Origin of the sequence: Ottowia thiooxydans, assembly GCF_040548795.1 — a bacterium.
In the GTDB taxonomy this organism is placed as follows: Bacteria; Pseudomonadota; Gammaproteobacteria; order Burkholderiales; family Burkholderiaceae_C; genus Ottowia; species Ottowia thiooxydans_A.
Genome location: NZ_JBEPSH010000009.1, coordinates 92458 through 107386 on the forward strand (window position 1 = coordinate 92458; position 14929 = coordinate 107386).

At 58.6% G+C, this 14929-nt stretch carries 15 protein-coding genes; 7 read left to right on the plus strand and 8 right to left on the minus strand.

What is annotated here, in order from left to right; all coding sequences use genetic code 11:
* Positions 1-8 precede the first annotated feature (8 nt).
* Positions 9-1064 (minus strand): lytic transglycosylase domain-containing protein, encoded by a 1056-nt coding sequence (locus tag ABIE13_RS21660; RefSeq protein ID WP_354447312.1) that lies wholly within the window; start codon positions 1062-1064, stop codon positions 9-11.
* A 13-nt stretch (positions 1065-1077) separates the two neighbouring features.
* A complete protein-coding gene (locus ABIE13_RS21665; protein ID WP_354447314.1) occupies positions 1078-3054 on the minus strand; it encodes a DNA topoisomerase IV subunit B in 1977 nt (658 codons plus the stop codon).
* A gap of 208 nt (positions 3055-3262) precedes the next feature.
* On the opposite strand from ABIE13_RS21665, the gene ABIE13_RS21670 reads away from it, so the two are divergent.
* The 4 genes from ABIE13_RS21670 to ABIE13_RS21685 all read left to right on the plus strand — a co-directional run bounded on the left by ABIE13_RS21670 (position 3263) and on the right by ABIE13_RS21685 (position 6734).
* Entirely contained in the window at positions 3263-3835 is a 573-nt protein-coding gene (locus ABIE13_RS21670; protein ID WP_354447316.1) for a class I SAM-dependent methyltransferase, read from the plus strand.
* A 62-nt stretch (positions 3836-3897) separates the two neighbouring features.
* The gene (gene dapA, locus ABIE13_RS21675; RefSeq protein ID WP_354447318.1) at positions 3898-4785 is read left to right on the plus strand and encodes a 4-hydroxy-tetrahydrodipicolinate synthase; all 888 of its coding nucleotides are present in this window, start codon (positions 3898-3900) and stop codon (positions 4783-4785) included.
* 60 nt (positions 4786-4845) lie between these two features.
* On the plus strand, positions 4846-5949 hold the full coding sequence (bamC, locus tag ABIE13_RS21680) for an outer membrane protein assembly factor BamC (RefSeq protein ID WP_354447320.1): 1104 nt from the start codon (positions 4846-4848) through the stop codon (positions 5947-5949).
* An 11-nt stretch (positions 5950-5960) separates the two neighbouring features.
* Positions 5961-6734 (plus strand): MBL fold metallo-hydrolase, encoded by a 774-nt coding sequence (locus ABIE13_RS21685; protein WP_354447322.1) that lies wholly within the window; start codon positions 5961-5963, stop codon positions 6732-6734.
* A gap of 96 nt (positions 6735-6830) precedes the next feature.
* On the opposite strand, the gene ABIE13_RS21690 is transcribed toward ABIE13_RS21685, so the two are convergent.
* Positions 6831-7148: a hypothetical protein gene (locus ABIE13_RS21690; RefSeq protein WP_354447324.1), complete on the minus strand. Its 318-nt coding sequence runs from the start codon at positions 7146-7148 to the stop codon at positions 6831-6833.
* Between the two features lie 288 nt (positions 7149-7436).
* A complete protein-coding gene (locus ABIE13_RS21695) occupies positions 7437-8567 on the minus strand; it encodes a JmjC domain-containing protein (protein ID WP_354447597.1) in 1131 nt (376 codons plus the stop codon).
* 60 nt (positions 8568-8627) lie between these two features.
* On the opposite strand from ABIE13_RS21695, the gene ABIE13_RS21700 reads away from it, so the two are divergent.
* Positions 8628-9152 (plus strand): FKBP-type peptidyl-prolyl cis-trans isomerase, encoded by a 525-nt coding sequence (locus tag ABIE13_RS21700; RefSeq protein WP_354447326.1) that lies wholly within the window; start codon positions 8628-8630, stop codon positions 9150-9152.
* Positions 9153-9359: 207 nt separating this feature from the next.
* On the opposite strand, the gene ABIE13_RS21705 is transcribed toward ABIE13_RS21700, so the two are convergent.
* The 4 genes from ABIE13_RS21705 to coaBC all read right to left on the minus strand — a co-directional run bounded on the left by ABIE13_RS21705 (position 9360) and on the right by coaBC (position 12230).
* Positions 9360-9833: a glycine zipper 2TM domain-containing protein gene (locus ABIE13_RS21705; protein WP_354447328.1), complete on the minus strand. Its 474-nt coding sequence runs from the start codon at positions 9831-9833 to the stop codon at positions 9360-9362.
* A 203-nt stretch (positions 9834-10036) separates the two neighbouring features.
* On the minus strand, positions 10037-10483 hold the full coding sequence (gene dut, locus ABIE13_RS21710) for a dUTP diphosphatase (RefSeq protein ID WP_354447330.1): 447 nt from the start codon (positions 10481-10483) through the stop codon (positions 10037-10039).
* Positions 10480-10914 (minus strand): hypothetical protein, encoded by a 435-nt coding sequence (locus tag ABIE13_RS21715; protein ID WP_354447332.1) that lies wholly within the window; start codon positions 10912-10914, stop codon positions 10480-10482. The genes dut and ABIE13_RS21715 overlap by 4 nt, the downstream gene beginning before the upstream one ends.
* A 71-nt stretch (positions 10915-10985) precedes the next feature.
* On the minus strand, positions 10986-12230 hold the full coding sequence (coaBC, locus tag ABIE13_RS21720) for a bifunctional phosphopantothenoylcysteine decarboxylase/phosphopantothenate--cysteine ligase CoaBC (protein WP_354447334.1): 1245 nt from the start codon (positions 12228-12230) through the stop codon (positions 10986-10988).
* A gap of 156 nt (positions 12231-12386) precedes the next feature.
* On the opposite strand from coaBC, the gene ABIE13_RS21725 reads away from it, so the two are divergent.
* Together ABIE13_RS21725 and kdsA are read left to right on the plus strand one after the other, a co-directional pair.
* On the plus strand, positions 12387-14072 hold the full coding sequence (locus tag ABIE13_RS21725) for a CTP synthase (RefSeq protein ID WP_354447336.1): 1686 nt from the start codon (positions 12387-12389) through the stop codon (positions 14070-14072).
* Positions 14069-14926: a 3-deoxy-8-phosphooctulonate synthase gene (gene kdsA / locus ABIE13_RS21730; protein ID WP_354447338.1), complete on the plus strand. Its 858-nt coding sequence runs from the start codon at positions 14069-14071 to the stop codon at positions 14924-14926. Before ABIE13_RS21725 ends, kdsA begins: the two co-directional genes overlap by 4 nt.
* The last annotated feature ends 3 nt before the right edge of the window (positions 14927-14929 follow it).

A 14929-nucleotide genomic window follows, 5' to 3' on the forward strand; every position in this document is an offset into this window, starting at 1 on the left:
GAAAGGACTTATTGGCGAGCATCAGTCAAGGCGAAGCTCGCCTCGGCCAACGGGCTCAGTTCATTTGCAGGCACCTGTGGGGCATAAGCCACCGGTGCCCAGCTGTTCGATGGCGCCTGTGAAGGCCTTGGGGCCGGAATGGCATCAACCGGGCCACCACCATTCGTACTGCTAGGGGTTCCCCCCAGCTCGACGCGCACACGGCCTCGAGAGGAATTGCTTATCCGACCGCTGAGCTTTCCGGCCGTGTCGGCACGAGGCTGCGCGAGCGGGGCGTTCGGCTTGAAGAATTCGTATAACCCCATCACTGTTTTGACGTAGCCTTGCGTTTCCTTGTAATTGGGGATTTTGTTGCCAGCGCGCTGCACAGCCCCCTCTCCAGCGTTATAGGCCGCCACAGCCAGGGAGAGCTCGCCCTTGAAGAGCTTGATCAAATAGGCCAGGTAGCGTGCACCGGCCTGGATATTGATCTGAGGATCGACCAGCTTTTGTTCGACGGTCAGCAGGGGCAGGGAATTGCCCTTCTTGTCCTTTCGCCCTTGACGGTCCGCTATCACCCCATACTGCCCCGCTGTGGCGGGCATCAACTGCATCAGTCCCACAGCCCCCTTGGGTGAAACCGCAACCGGATCAAAGCCTGATTCCGCAGCGATCACCGCCTTGATGAGTTCGTAGTCAATCGCATGCCGCTGAGCTGCCGCTTGCATGTGCTTTTGAACCGCTTTGTAGCCCTTGGAGGAATCGAGATCGGCAAAGCGCTTGGGCAACACAAAGGCCGGCTGCCCATCGGTGCCCGTGGGCCTGACACCTGGGCGTGCAGTTCCGTTGCCGGAGACCAGCGCGCCGTCGTTGGCCACCTGGTCTTTGCTGCCAGCATCCCGGCCCCTGAAGAAGAGCTCGTACCGATCATCCACCTGTTCAGAGGCGAAATGAGTCATTCCCCGATCATCCACATACGCCCAGAGTTCAGCGCGCGCACCCCCATGCCAGGCGGACAGCCACATGGCGACCAGCAAGGGCCCTACGCGAGCGAGCGTTTTCAGTCTAAGCAGAGCCTCATTCATGGCCAGTGTTTGTTCATATATCGATTTCCACTGCATCACCGTGGAGTTCCATCAGTTCACGGCGGGCAGCAGCTTCGCCCTTGCCCATGAGCTTGGTCATTTCAGCGGCCGTCTGGCCGAAGTCAAACCGGCCCAATTGCACCGGCAGGAGACGGCGGGTGTCTGGATTGAGAGTGGTTTCCCACAATTGCTCCGCGTTCATCTCCCCCAGCCCTTTGAAGCGGCTGATGGTCCATTTTCCCTCAGACACGCCATCTTTGCGCAATTTATCCAAAATAGCAGTCAACTCACCTTCATCCAGCGCATACATCTTGGAGGCTGGCTTTTTGCCTCTAGCCGGTGCATCCACTCTGAACAAGGGAGGCCTGGCCACGTACACATGGCCTTTTTCTATCAGTTTAGGGAAATGGCGGAAAAACAAGGTAAGCAGGAGTACCTGAATGTGCGAGCCATCGACATCCGCATCTGAAAGGATACAGACTTTTCCATAACGCAGCCCAGAAAGATCGGGGGTGTCGGTTGGACCATGAGGATCAACGCCTATGGCCACGGAGATGTCGTGAATTTCGGTATTGGCAAAGAGCCGATCTCGCTCGACTTCCCAGGTGTTGAGAACTTTGCCGCGCAAAGGCAGGATGGCTTGGGTTTCTTTGTCACGCCCCATCTTGGCGCTGCCGCCAGCGGAGTCGCCCTCGACCAGAAACACCTCATTGAGTGTGAGGTCCCTGCTTTCGCAATCGGTCAGTTTGCCGGGCAACACGGCCACACCGGAGCCTTTGCGCTTTTCAACCTTCTGCCCTGCACGCTGGCGGGTTTGCGCCGCCTTGATAGCCAATTCGGCCAGGCGTTTGCCATGTTCCACGTGCTGATTCAGCCATAGTTCCAGCGCGGGACGCACATAGCCAGAGACGAGGCGAACTGCGTCACGCGAATTGAGCCGCTCTTTGATCTGGCCCTGGAACTGAGGGTCCAGCACCTTGGCAGAAAGCACATAGCTTGCACGCGCGAACACATCTTCAGGCATCAGCTTGACACCTTTGGGCAACAAGCTGTGCAGTTCGACGAAGCTCTTGACTGCGTTGAAAAGGCCGTCTCGCAGCCCGCTGTCATGCGTGCCGCCTGCACTGGTGGGAATCAGGTTGACGTAGCTTTCGCGCACCGGATGCCCCTCTTCGGTGAAAGCGACACACCACTGTGCGCCCTCGCCCTCTGCGAAGCTCTCGGCATCCTTGCCCGCATAGCCCTCACCCTCAAACAAGGGGATGACCGCATCCGCGACCAAAGTTTGCTCCAGGTAATCGCGCAGGCCACCCTTGTATTGCCAGGTTTGGGTGTCCTTCTTTTTCTCATCGAACAAAGCGACGCTCACACCGGGCATCAGCACCGCTTTGCTGCGCAACAGGTGCGTCAACTCTGCTATGGGAAGCACAGGGGACTCGAAATATTTGGGGTCCGGCCAAACACGCACGGTGGTGCCCTGGCGGCGATCGCCTTCAGCCTGCTTGCGAACCTGGAGAGGCTCGACGACATCACCAGCCTCGAAAACCATCGTGGCAACCATGCCCTCGCGGTGGCTTGTGACTTCCATGCGTTTGGCGAGGGCGTTGGTCACACTGACCCCCACACCGTGAAGACCGCCAGAAAAACTGTAGGCGCCGCCCTGACCTTTGTCGAACTTCCCGCCAGCATGCAGCCGGGTGAATACCAGTTCAAGAACCGGTGCCTTCTCCTCGGGGTGCATTCCGAAAGGGATGCCTCGTCCGTCGTCTTCTACACTGACCGAGCCATCGGCGTGCAGAGATACCTTGATTTTCTTGCCGAACCCGGCCAAAGCTTCGTCCGCCGCGTTGTCCAGTACTTCCTGGATCACGTGCAGAGGGTTGTCAGTACGCGTGTACATGCCGGGCCGCTGCTTGACGGGCTCCAGCCCTTTAAGCACGCGGATGGAGCCTTCCGAGTAACCGGATGCTGATGTGGAATTCGTAGCCATAACCGAGCATTTTAGCCCGGCCACTCCTGATAGACTGGATAAATTCACAGTCAGGTCCACCCCTGGGGGCCATAGTGAGGAAAATACATGTGGAAAATGCCTCACTTTCCAACCCTTTGCCAAACCGGAAATCCGGGCTCGGAGCCCCGCCCAATTAAAAGCCCCTCTGTGCAGACAAACACCCTCCAGCTCCATTCAAGCGAACTCCATGCAAGCAGCCCCCAGCCACTCCCTTACTGCTCCGTCGCCCTGGATAGAGCGCTGGACACCTCTCGTACTCCCAGGCGCGCCGGTCCTTGACGTCGCCTGCGGAAGCGGTCGCCACATGAGATGGTTTGCGGAGCGTGGCCACGCGGTGACCGGCGTCGATCGCGACCCAGCCGCCATAGAAGCAGTGAGCTCTCTGGGTGAGGCGGTTCTGGCGGATATCGAGAACGGCCCCTGGCCACTGGCGGGCCGGCAATTCGGTGCAGTGGTGGTCACCAACTATCTGTGGCGGCCCCTGTTGCCTACACTGCTCGATAGCGTTGCAGAGGGCGGAGTACTGATTTATGAAACCTTCGCGGCAGGCAATGAGACCGTCGGCAAGCCCTCACGGCCAGACTTCCTGCTCCAACCGGGCGAGCTATTGCAGGCATGCGCAGGTTCGCCATGGAGAATCGTCGCATTTGAAGATGGTTTTCTGGCTAATCCCCCGCGTTTTGTTCAGCGCATTGCGGCGGCCAAACGGCCAACCGGAGCGGCGAGGGAAAATACGGCAGCGGAACAATATCCGCTGTAGGCCGTCAAACGACGGGCTAGCGCACTAAAATGCTCGCTTCACCGCGAAAGACAAGCACTTTCATGACACCTATCACCGGCAGTATCGTCGCACTCGTGACGCCCATGCACGAAGACGGCAGTGTGGATTACCCCACGCTGCGCAAATTGATTGATTGGCACATTGCCGAAGGCACTGATTGCATTGGAGTGGTCGGCACCACGGGCGAATCGCCCACGGTCAGCATAGACGAACACCAGGAAATCATCCGCGTTTCAGTCGAACAAGCCGCAGGCCGCGTGCCCATCATGGCAGGCTGTGGAGCCAACTCAACGGCTGAAGCCATTGAGCTCGCACGCTTTGCCAAAAAGGTGGGCGCCGACTGCCAGTTGCAGGTAGTGCCCTACTACAACAAGCCTACGCAAGAGGGCCAGTACCGTCATTTCAAGGCCATCGCAGAAGCGGTGGGTGATCTGCCCATGGTGCTGTACAACGTGCCCGGACGTACCGTGGGCGACATGCTGCACGATACCGTCTTGCGCCTGACGCAAGTCCCGGGCATTGTGGGCATCAAGGAAGCCACAGGCAATATCGAGCGTGCGCAGTGGCTGATTCGTGAAGTACCCAAGGACTTCGCCGTCTACTCCGGTGACGATCCCACGGCCGTTGCGCTGATGCTCTGCGGAGGTCAGGGCAATATCAGCGTCACCGCCAATATTGCCCCCAAATTGATGCACGAGCTGTGCGTAGCCGCCGTTGCCGGAAATGTGCGTGCTGCCATGGACATCCAGCTCAAACTGCTGCCGGTCCACAAACAGCTTTTTGTGGAAGCCAATCCCATCCCCGTGAAATGGGCCATGGCTCGCATGGGCCTATGTGGCGGCACCCTCCGGCTACCAATGACCCCCATGGCACAGTCTTTTGAGGCTGGCGTCGAAGAAGCGCTGCGGGCAAGCGGCCTGTTGAAATGAATTCAGCGCCATGGCGCTTGTCAGCCTGAACGCTTGTTCCGTATTAAAGGAAACCAACTCGTGAAGCCTTCCCTTCTTATCCGCACCCTTCCATTTGCCCTGCTCATCGGCTTGGGTGGGTGTTCGGTTCTCGAATCCGACAGGATCGACTACAAGAGTTCCGGCCGGGGTGTTTCACTGGAAGTACCCCCTGATCTGACCCAACTGCCTGGCCAGTCGCGTTATGTCGTACCCGGCTCCGCCGTGTCGGCCAGCAGCTATCAAGCCACACAGGCCGTTGCCGCCACAACCGGCACGCCTACCGCAGCGACCACATTGGCGGATGTGCATTTCGAGCGCGCCGGAAATGAACGTTGGCTGCGGGTGGACCGTCCTGCGGACAAGCTCTGGAACCCCGTGCGTGAATTCTGGCTGGAAAGCGGCTTCCTGCTCGCGGTAGACCAGCAGAACATCGGAATCATGGAAACCGATTGGGCTGAAAACCGCGCCAAAATTCCGCAGGATTTCATTCGCGGCACGATCGGCAAGCTGCTGGATTCGGTGTACTCCACCGGAGAACGCGATAAATTCCGCACGCGCCTGGAACGCAACGCGCAGGGCGGAACAGACATCTTCATCAGCCACCGCGGCATGGAAGAGACCTTTACCAACGCGCAGCGTGACAACACCATCTGGCAACCACGCGCGAGCGACCCAGGTTTGGAGGCAGAATTCCTTCGCCGCTTGATGGTGAGACTTGGCGTATCCCAGGAGCAGTCAAAAGCTATTTTGGCGAGTGCCGCTCAAGCGCCGGCCGCACCTAATGCACGCGTTGCCAGCGTCAACAATACGCCAGTGGTTCAAGTCAACGAGGATTTCGACCGTGCATGGCGCCGAGTTGGACTGGCACTGGACCGCACGGGCTTTACGGTTGAGGACCGCGACCGCAACAAGGGTATTTATTTCGTCCGCTACGTCGACCCTACGTTGGAGAAAAAGGAACCGGGCTTTTTCGGCAGGCTGCTCGGACGGGGAACCCCTCCTGTGCCGACTTCGAGATATCAGATTGCAGTGAAGAGCGAAAACCAGGTGGCAACAGTATCTGTTCTGGACACCAACGGCGGTCCTGCTCCACAGGCTGCAGCACAGCGCATCGTTCAGGTCATTGCTGACGAACTTAAGTAAGGACAGCGACCATGCTGCGCTTTTGCAGCCTGGCCAGCGGTAGCTCCGGTAATGCCACTCTGATAGAAGCGTGGGATGGCACCACCAGCACGCGAGTGCTGGTGGATTGTGGGCTAGGCGTTCGCCAGATAGAAACTCGCCTGCAACGTCACGGCATCACCTCTTCGCAGCTGGATGCCATATTCGTCACCCATGAGCACAGTGACCACGTAGGCTGTGCTGTGACCTTGTCGAAGCGTCATCAGATTCAGCTGATCATGAGTGCCGGGACGTGGCGAGCGCTGGATACCCCCTCAGCAGATATCCCGTTGAGGGTGGTTCGCGATGGTGAAGTGGTCGCTGTAGGTGACGTGCAACTTCGCCCGTTCACCGTACCCCATGACGCGCAGGAGCCTTTGCAGCTTAGTTGCACAGATGGTGCGCGCTCGTTGGGGCTGCTCACGGACCTTGGCCACATCACACCTTATGTGCTGAGCAATCTGCAGGGCAGCCATGCCCTTCTGCTTGAATGCAATCATGACCTGGATCTTTTGGAAAAGTCCAGCTATCCGGCTTTCCTGAAACGCCGCGTGGGTGGCTCGCATGGCCATCTCAACAACGGTCAGTCCGCCCAGGCACTGCAGGCTCTGCTGCACGAACAGCTTCACACAGTGATCGCAGGACACCTGAGCGAACGAAACAACCACCCAACCCTGGCACAGGCTGCCCTTTCCGGAATACTGGGTTGCCCGCCGGCTGAAGTGCTGTTTTGCACGCCCATGGGAAGCGACTGGCACAGCGTTTGATCCCAGCCGATCCAAGCCGCGCCTGATAAGACAAAAAAAAGCCACCTGAACGGTGGCTCTCTTCCGGAGCTCATAGCTCCGGAGACATTCGCTTGCTTACTTGCTAGCAGCGGCAGCAGCAGCGGATGCAGCGTCAGCGGCAGCAGTGCTGGCAGCAGCAGCGGCGGCATCAACCGCAGCACCGGCAGTAGCTGCAGCGCCAGTCACAGCAGCGCTGGCAGCGTCAGCTGCGGAAGTAGCGGCTGCGCCAGCAGAAGAAGCTGCGTCAGCGGCTGCGGACGCTGCGGCTTCAGCAGCAGGGGCTGCAGCAGGAGCTTCAACAGGTGCTGGAACCACAACTGGCTCTTCTTTTTTGCCACAAGCAGTCAGGGCAGCAGCAGCCATCAGAGCGGCCAAAACAAGCGATTTATTCATTTCAATGGTCCTTTTGAGAGTAATATTTCCGGAATGCGCCAGGGCGACTCGATATAAAACTTCGTCCTGACCGAGAGAAAGTACTTATTCTCTTTCCGCTCAGATTTCGATTATAGCCCGCACCTTAGCAATTGTGATAAACCCTGATGCGCTGAAACGACGTTCAATCGTGTCAAATTGAGAACTAATCGATGGTTTGTTTTGGTTGACGGGTGACCACTTTTTCTGGAAGCGCTCACCCTGAAGCCAAAAGCATGCATTCGGACGAAGCATATCAGATGAAACGCCTCAGTTGAGGTGCAGCCATCCTGACTCTTTCCATTGGTTGACCAGCTCGATGGCATCCATGCTCAGCCGAGTCACATCAGCCTTTGACAGGGCCCGATTGTCCGCCAAGTCTCGCATCATGCGCGCATCTCGTCCACCAGCACGGTAGCTCTCGCCGTTGATGAAAACATGTTGATCGTCATACATCATACGGGTGCGGCGATCCAGGACGATAGCACCACTGCTCTGTCCACTTGCAGGTGCAGGTGATGGCTCAAACCATACGTTCGTCTTAGGTTCGGTCAACGCCTCGCCTAAAGCCATGGCCAATTGCGAAGGATCTCTCAACGCCCTCTCTACTGCATCGCGGGCAAAATCCAGCATCGCTGCAGGCACCTGCGCGGGACGAGACACCGCAGGTTGCGATGGATCCTTGTAGGGCGTATCACCCAGAAAATCGGCCGCTTCATCCGCAGTTCGTGTGAGCAGCTCCCGTGCCAACTCGCCCCGCGAAGGTTGCCTGAAACCTATGGAATAGGTCATGCAGTCGGCGCCTACCGCAACGCCATCGTGCGCCCAGCGCGGCGGCAAATAAAGCATATCCCCAGGCTCGAGCACGTACTCCTCTTCCGGCTCGAAGTTGGACAGTATCTTCAGAGGCAGACCTTCTACCAGGCTCAGATCGTTTTGTCGGCCTATGCGCCAGCGCCTCTTGCCTGCCGCCTGAAAAAGAAAGACGTCGTAGCTGTCGAAATGGGGTCCCACGCCTCCCTGATCACTGGCATAGCTGATCATCAGATCATCGAGGCGAGCGTCCGGAACGAACCGAAACTGCTGCATGAAGTCGTGAACACCCGAGTGGTGAAGATCCACTCCCTGAACCAATAATGTCCAATTGGGCTGACTTGCAGGCGGAAGTGCACGGCGAGCCAGCGGGCCCTGACGCATTTTCCAGCCGCGCTCACCCTGGCTCAGCAGACGTGACTCCACGCCCTCCTGCCCGGCAAGCTCAAACAGCTCGCTTCTTGCCAACAGCGGGGTGAAGGCAGAAACGGCTTGGCGAATAAGAAGCGGCTTCTTTTGCCAGTGGCGTTTCATGAACTGCACAGGAGTGAGTCCGCCGAGGAGCTGCAGGGGTTGGGTGATGTCCATCATAAAAAGAAGAAAGGGCGCCTCGCGGCAGCCCGTACGTTGCAATGCGACAATTGTGCGATGGAAATTACACAGCAATGCGTTGTTTCGCTCACCTGGACATTGAAAGACAGCCTGGGCGAAGATCTGGACGTGCTCGACGAGCCCGTAGACTTTTTGTTGGGAGGTGCTGATCTCTTGCCCAAGATTGAGGAAGCACTACAAGGCCACGAGCCCGGTGCCAAGCTGATTCTCAATCTGGAGCCACAAGACGCTTTTGGAGATTTTGACGAGCAAAAGCTCTTCCTGGAACCACGCGCGCTATTCCCGGAGCCCCTGGAAGAAGGTATGGTTTTCGAGGGTCACGCTCTGCCTGAAGGACTGAATTCCAAACTGTCACCAGAGACTCTCTACACCGTCTCTACGATTTATCCCGAACATATCGTCCTGGATGGAAATCATCCTCTTGCAGGGATTGGACTGCGCTTGCATCTGAAGGTGGAAGCGGTCCGAGAGGCGAGCGAAGAAGAAATTGCGGCCGGCACCGCCGGTACCGGTTTTTTCAAGGTGCAGCCAGCCGCCCCAGGTGGGACGCTGCTGCACTAGGAGGCTGTCGGATTTGGAAATCGCTGGCTGCGCAATGGCCGCAGCGGTCCATTTAGCGATCCATTTTCCAAGGTCTTCTTGACCCATAGCTTGGCTATGGGCCTGCAAATTCCTGGGGCGGTCACCCGCAGAAAACTGTCCTCGCTGGGGCCTTTTCTCGCTATCGGCGCTCCCAGTCCGACAGCCTCCTAGGCATTCATTTCAGGACTAACGATAGAGCTGATTACCGTCAACGCGCACGCGCTCGCCTATGCGGACGTTGGGCGCCTGCTGGTAGTCAAAACTCTGGGTGCCACCGTTATCCAGGCGAACGGTCACTCGATAAACGTCCGCACCGCGGCCAGCTGCGGAATTGCGCTCAACCGCGTTACCGATCAGCGCTCCGCCAATCGCACCTACCACGGTAGCGGCAGTGCGACCTGACCCACCGCCGACCTGGTTGCCCAGCACGCCGCCCGCCACACCACCGATGGCTGCGCCTGCAACACCACTACTTCCGCCCGCACGGACCATCTCGACGTTGGTCACAGTGGCAAACGATGAATAACCGGGTTGGCTATAAGGCGGTTGAGAGGCAGAAGGGTAGCCAGAATTGCCATAAGGCTGACCAGCACAGGCTGCGAGGGATGCGGCCACCGCTACGGCCAAGCAAACGCCGCCTAATCGTTGAAATTTGATCATTTGAACTACTCCTTATTGAATGCTATGAGTGACCGCAAAAGCAGACATGCCTGCATTGACAGGGCAAGTCCGTGCGCTTCGGTCAACACGCATACCCCCATTAAGCCCAGGTTCAGGCCACTATTCCACCAGCGAAGGGAAGGAATGTGCGTAGGACCATTCGTACGCGGCAGCTTGCCTCCGCCCCTGGCGCCATCACCCGACTACTGCTTGCCCGTGGAGCCATAGCCACTTTCGCCTCGCTCACTTGCAGGAAAGTCGCTGACGATGTGGAATCTGGCCTGCACCACAGGAACGATAACCAACTGGGCAATTCTTTCCATGGGCTCGATGGTGAAAGGAGTCTCGCTGCGGTTCCAGGCACTGACCATCAACTGGCCCTGGTAGTCGCTATCGATCAGTCCCACCAGATTACCCAGGACAATCCCGTGTTTATGACCAAGCCCGGAGCGCGGAAGGATCAGAGCGGCGTAGCCGGTGTCGGCCAGGTGAATAGCCATGCCCGTCGGGACCAATTGCCAGGCGCCCGGCGCTAAATCAAGGGGTGTCTGCAGACAAGCACGCAAATCGAGGCCGGCACTGCCGGGGGTTGCGTAAGCGGGCATCTGCGTGCGCAGGCGCTCGTCCAGAATCTTCACATCAATCTTCAAAATTTTCTCCCTACTCTGGCACCTCGGGTACCGGAAAGCTTTTTCAGCGCTCGCCAAACAACAAATGCGATCACTGCCACCGTCCCGATGGCCACCGGAAAAATCACCCCAAAGACCACCAATGCCATGGCCACCCACGGCCACCAGGCTCCGGCACTTTTGCCCTCTTTGGGAAGGCTCGATCTTTTAAAAACCTTGTTCACCAGATCGACCAGCTCTGGCGGGCCTTCACTGCGGGTCGCCACGGCAGACGTCGCCCCTGGGGGCCTGGGCTGCGCAGGGACAGCAGTTCGTGGAGAAGCGGAACCAGCCGTCTTTGCAGGGACCGCAACAGTACTCTGCTGCGCGATTTCCGCTTCTCGCATGAGCTTGTCGATATAGCGCGCGAAGTCACCGTTTGGCGGCGTGTGGTCAATCAGCTGCGAACTCATGCATGCCCCTCGTTACGAGCGCCAATCTGGACAGGCAGAGGAAATGAGCTATTCACACTCATGCTCGCCCATCAGGCGGACCAGCCGGAAACGCGTCGCGCAATCTCAGCCACCAGTTGTTGCGCCAATACCCGCTTGCTGGCGTGCGGTAGCTCGCGAGCGCTCTCATCGTCTACCAGCAAGAGCGCATTGTCATCTCGGCCAAAGGTTGCGGGACCAATATTGCCAACAAGGAGCGGCACGCCTTTGCGCGCACGCTTGGCCTGCGCATTGGCCAGAAGATCCTGACTCTCGGCGGCAAAGCCCACGCAGAAAAGCTCACCCGAGCGTGCACGCGGAGAATGCGCAATTTCAGACAGGATGTCCGGGTTTTCTACGAACGAAAGATGCGGCACCTCCCCGCTGCCGTCTTTCTTGATCTTGTGGACGGCCTGTTCGGCGGGCCGCCAGTCCGCCACGGCTGCGGTGGCAACAAAAATATCTGCGGATTCGGCATGTTCCACGCTGGCGCGACGCATGTCCTCCGCTGAGGTCACATCGACCCTCAGGACACCTCGCGGCGTGGGCAAGTGCACCGGACCGGCCACCAAGACCACGTTCGCGCCGGCTTCCCGCGCGGCCCGCGCAATGGAAAAACCCATCTTGCCGCTCGAGAGATTGGTAATGCCCCGTACCGGGTCAATCGCCTCGAAAGTCGGCCCCGCTGTCACGAGCACGCGCTGCCCGGCAAGAGGTTTGGGAGCCAGGAAGGCAATCAATTCCTCCAGAAGCTCATCGGCCTCGAGCATCCGCCCATCTCCGAATTCCCCGCATGCCTGATCGCCATGGGCGACGCCAAGAACGTGCGCCCCATCCTCTACGATCTGGCTCAGGTTGCGCTGCGTGGCTCGATGCGCCCACATCTCACGGTTCATGGAAGGCGCCAACAGCAGAGGCACTCGCTCGGACGGCCGTGCCAGGCAAAGCAGCGCCAGGAGCTCATCTGCCCTGCCCTGCGCCAGCTGGGCGATGAAATCTGCGCTGGCCGGCGCGATCAGAATGGCATCAGCCTCTCGACTGAGATTGATATGGGCCATGCCGTTATCTGGCCGGGTATCCCATTGAGATGTATAGACCGGGCGGCCAGACAGTGCCTGCATGGTCACCGAGGTCATGAAGCGCTCCGCTGCCTCTGTCATCACGACCTGCACGGTCGCGCCAGCCTTGACTAGCGAACGGCAAAGCACCGCAGCCTTGAAGCATGCGGCGCCACCGGAGAGGCCCAGCACAATATGGCGACCTGACAATTCGCCTGATTCTTGCACCCAATCGTTCATGCCGGGCAATGTAGCACGGGCTAAGAACGCGTTTCCGATCTGTTCGGAATCCCGGAGGCCCGCCGGTGAATAGATCGTAAACCGCTCTAAGGGATCAATGCGGGCGCCTATAATCGGAATTTCCCACCGAGCGGAGGCTGACGCCTTCGTCATGACATGACCAAATTCGTCTTCGTCACCGGCGGTGTGGTGTCTTCCCTGGGCAAGGGAATCGCCTCGGCCTCCTTGGCCGCGATCTTAGAATCGCGCGGCCTTAAAGTTACTCTCATCAAGCTTGATCCGTACATCAACGTTGACCCGGGCACCATGAGTCCGTTCCAGCACGGCGAGGTGTTCGTCACCGACGACGGCGCTGAAACCGACCTGGATCTGGGCCACTACGAGCGCTTCATCACGACCCGCATGAAGCGGGCCAACAACTTCACCACCGGCAAAATCTACCAAAGCGTGCTCGAAAAAGAGCGCCGCGGCGATTACCTGGGCAAAACGGTGCAAGTGATTCCGCATGTCACCAATGAAATCCAGGATTTCATCAAGCGCGGTGCTGGTATCGGAACCTCCAGTGAGGTCGATGTAGCCATCGTGGAAATCGGCGGCACCGTCGGTGACATTGAATCCTTGCCGTTCCTGGAGGCGGTGCGCCAACTGAGCCTGAAACTCGGGCCCAATCACAGCGCCTTCGTGCACCTGACCTATCTTCCCTGGATCGCAGCCGCGGGCGAGCTGAAAACCAAGCCCACGCAGCATACGGTTCAGAAGCTGCGCGAGATCGGCATCCAGGCCGACGCCCTCCTCTGCCGGGCTGACCGCCCTATTCCAGAAGAAGAGCGTGACAAGATCAGCCTGTTCACCAACGTGCCGGCCTGGGGCGTTATCAGTATGTGGGATGTGGACACCATCTACAAGGTGCCCCGCATGCTGCACGAGCAAGGCCTGGATGGCCTCATTTGCGACAAGCTGCGCCTGAACACGCCTCCTGCCAGCTTGAAACGCTGGGACGATCTGGTGCACGAAGTGGAACACCCACAAGGCGATGTCACCATTGCCATGGTGGGCAAATACGTGGACCTCTCGGACAGCTACAAGTCCGTGAACGAGGCGCTGCGCCATGCCGGCATGCAAAACCATGCCAAGGTGGTGATCGAGCACATTGATTCCGAGACTATTACCCCGGCGACCGTGGCCAAGCTGGGCAAATACGACGCCATTCTTGTACCAGGCGGATTTGGCCCTCGCGGAGTGGAAGGCAAGATTGCTGCCGCCCGCTTTGCGCGTGAACGTGGCGTTCCTTACCTGGGCATCTGCCTGGGCATGCAGGTGGCCACCATCGAATACGCGCGTCACGTCGCCAATCTGGAAAACGCCAACAGCACCGAATTCGATCCCGCGACACCTCACCCCGTCATCGCCCTCATCACCGAGTGGAAAGACAAGGACGGCAGCATCCAGAAGCGCGATGCCGCCTCCAACCTGGGTGGCACCATGCGCCTGGGCGCGCAAAGCTCCGACGTTGCACCCAGCACGCTGGCCCACAAGATCTATGGTGACGTTGTCAACGAAAGGCACCGCCACCGTTACGAAGCCAACGTCAACTACCTGGATTCGCTGCGTCAGGCGGGCCTGGTCATCTCCGCGCTGACCCAGCGTGAGCATCTCACCGAGATCGTGGAATTGCCGCAAAGCGTGCACCCCTGGTACGTGGGCGTACAGTTCCACCCCGAATTCAAGAGCACACCATGGGACGGCCATCCCTTGTTCAACGCCTTCATTGAGGCCGCGTTGGAGCATCAGGCGGCTCATCAGGGCCAAGCTGGCGCCAAGGCGCTGAAAGCCATCAAATGAAACTGTGCGGATTCGAGATTGGGCTGGACCAGCCTTTCTTCCTGATCGCAGGCCCCTGCGTGGTCGAGTCCGAGCAGTTGCAGATGGACGTCGCCGGCCAGCTGAAGGAAATCACTGCCAGCCTGGGCATACCCTTCATCTTCAAAAGCAGCTACGACAAGGCCAACCGCAGCAGTGGGGTCAGTTTTCGCGGCCCTGGCATGGAAAAAGGGCTGGAAATTCTGGCCAATGTCAAAAAGCAGCTAGGTGTTCCCGTTCTGACCGATGTCCACACCGAGGCTGAAATACCTCATGTGGCGCAAATGGTTGATGTGTTGCAGACCCCTGCCTTCCTTTGCCGCCAGACCGATTTCATCCGGGCTGTGGCGCAAAGCGGCAAACCGGTGAACATCAAGAAGGGGCAGTTTCTGGCGCCTCACGACATGAAGAATGTCATCGACAAGGCGCGCGCCGCCGCCATTGAAAAAGGCTTGCCCGCAGACAGCTTCATGGCCTGCGAGCGCGGTGCCAGCTTTGGCTATAACAATCTGGTCAGTGACATGCGCAGCCTGGCGATCATGCGGGAAACTGCGGCGCCGGTGGTCTTCGACGCCACGCATTCCGTGCAATTGCCCGGTGGCCAGGGCACATCAAGTGGGGGACAGCGAGAAATGGTGCCTGTGCTGGCACGAGCCGCCGTAGCGGTTGGCGTGGCCGGCTTGTTCATGGAAACTCACCCTGACCCCGCCAAAGCCTTGTCGGATGGCCCCAATGCCGTGCCGCTCAAGCATATGAAGGCGCTTCTGGAAACCTTGGTTGCCCTTGACCAGATTACCAAGAAAAACGGCTTTCTCGAAAACAACTTCAACGCTTGACCA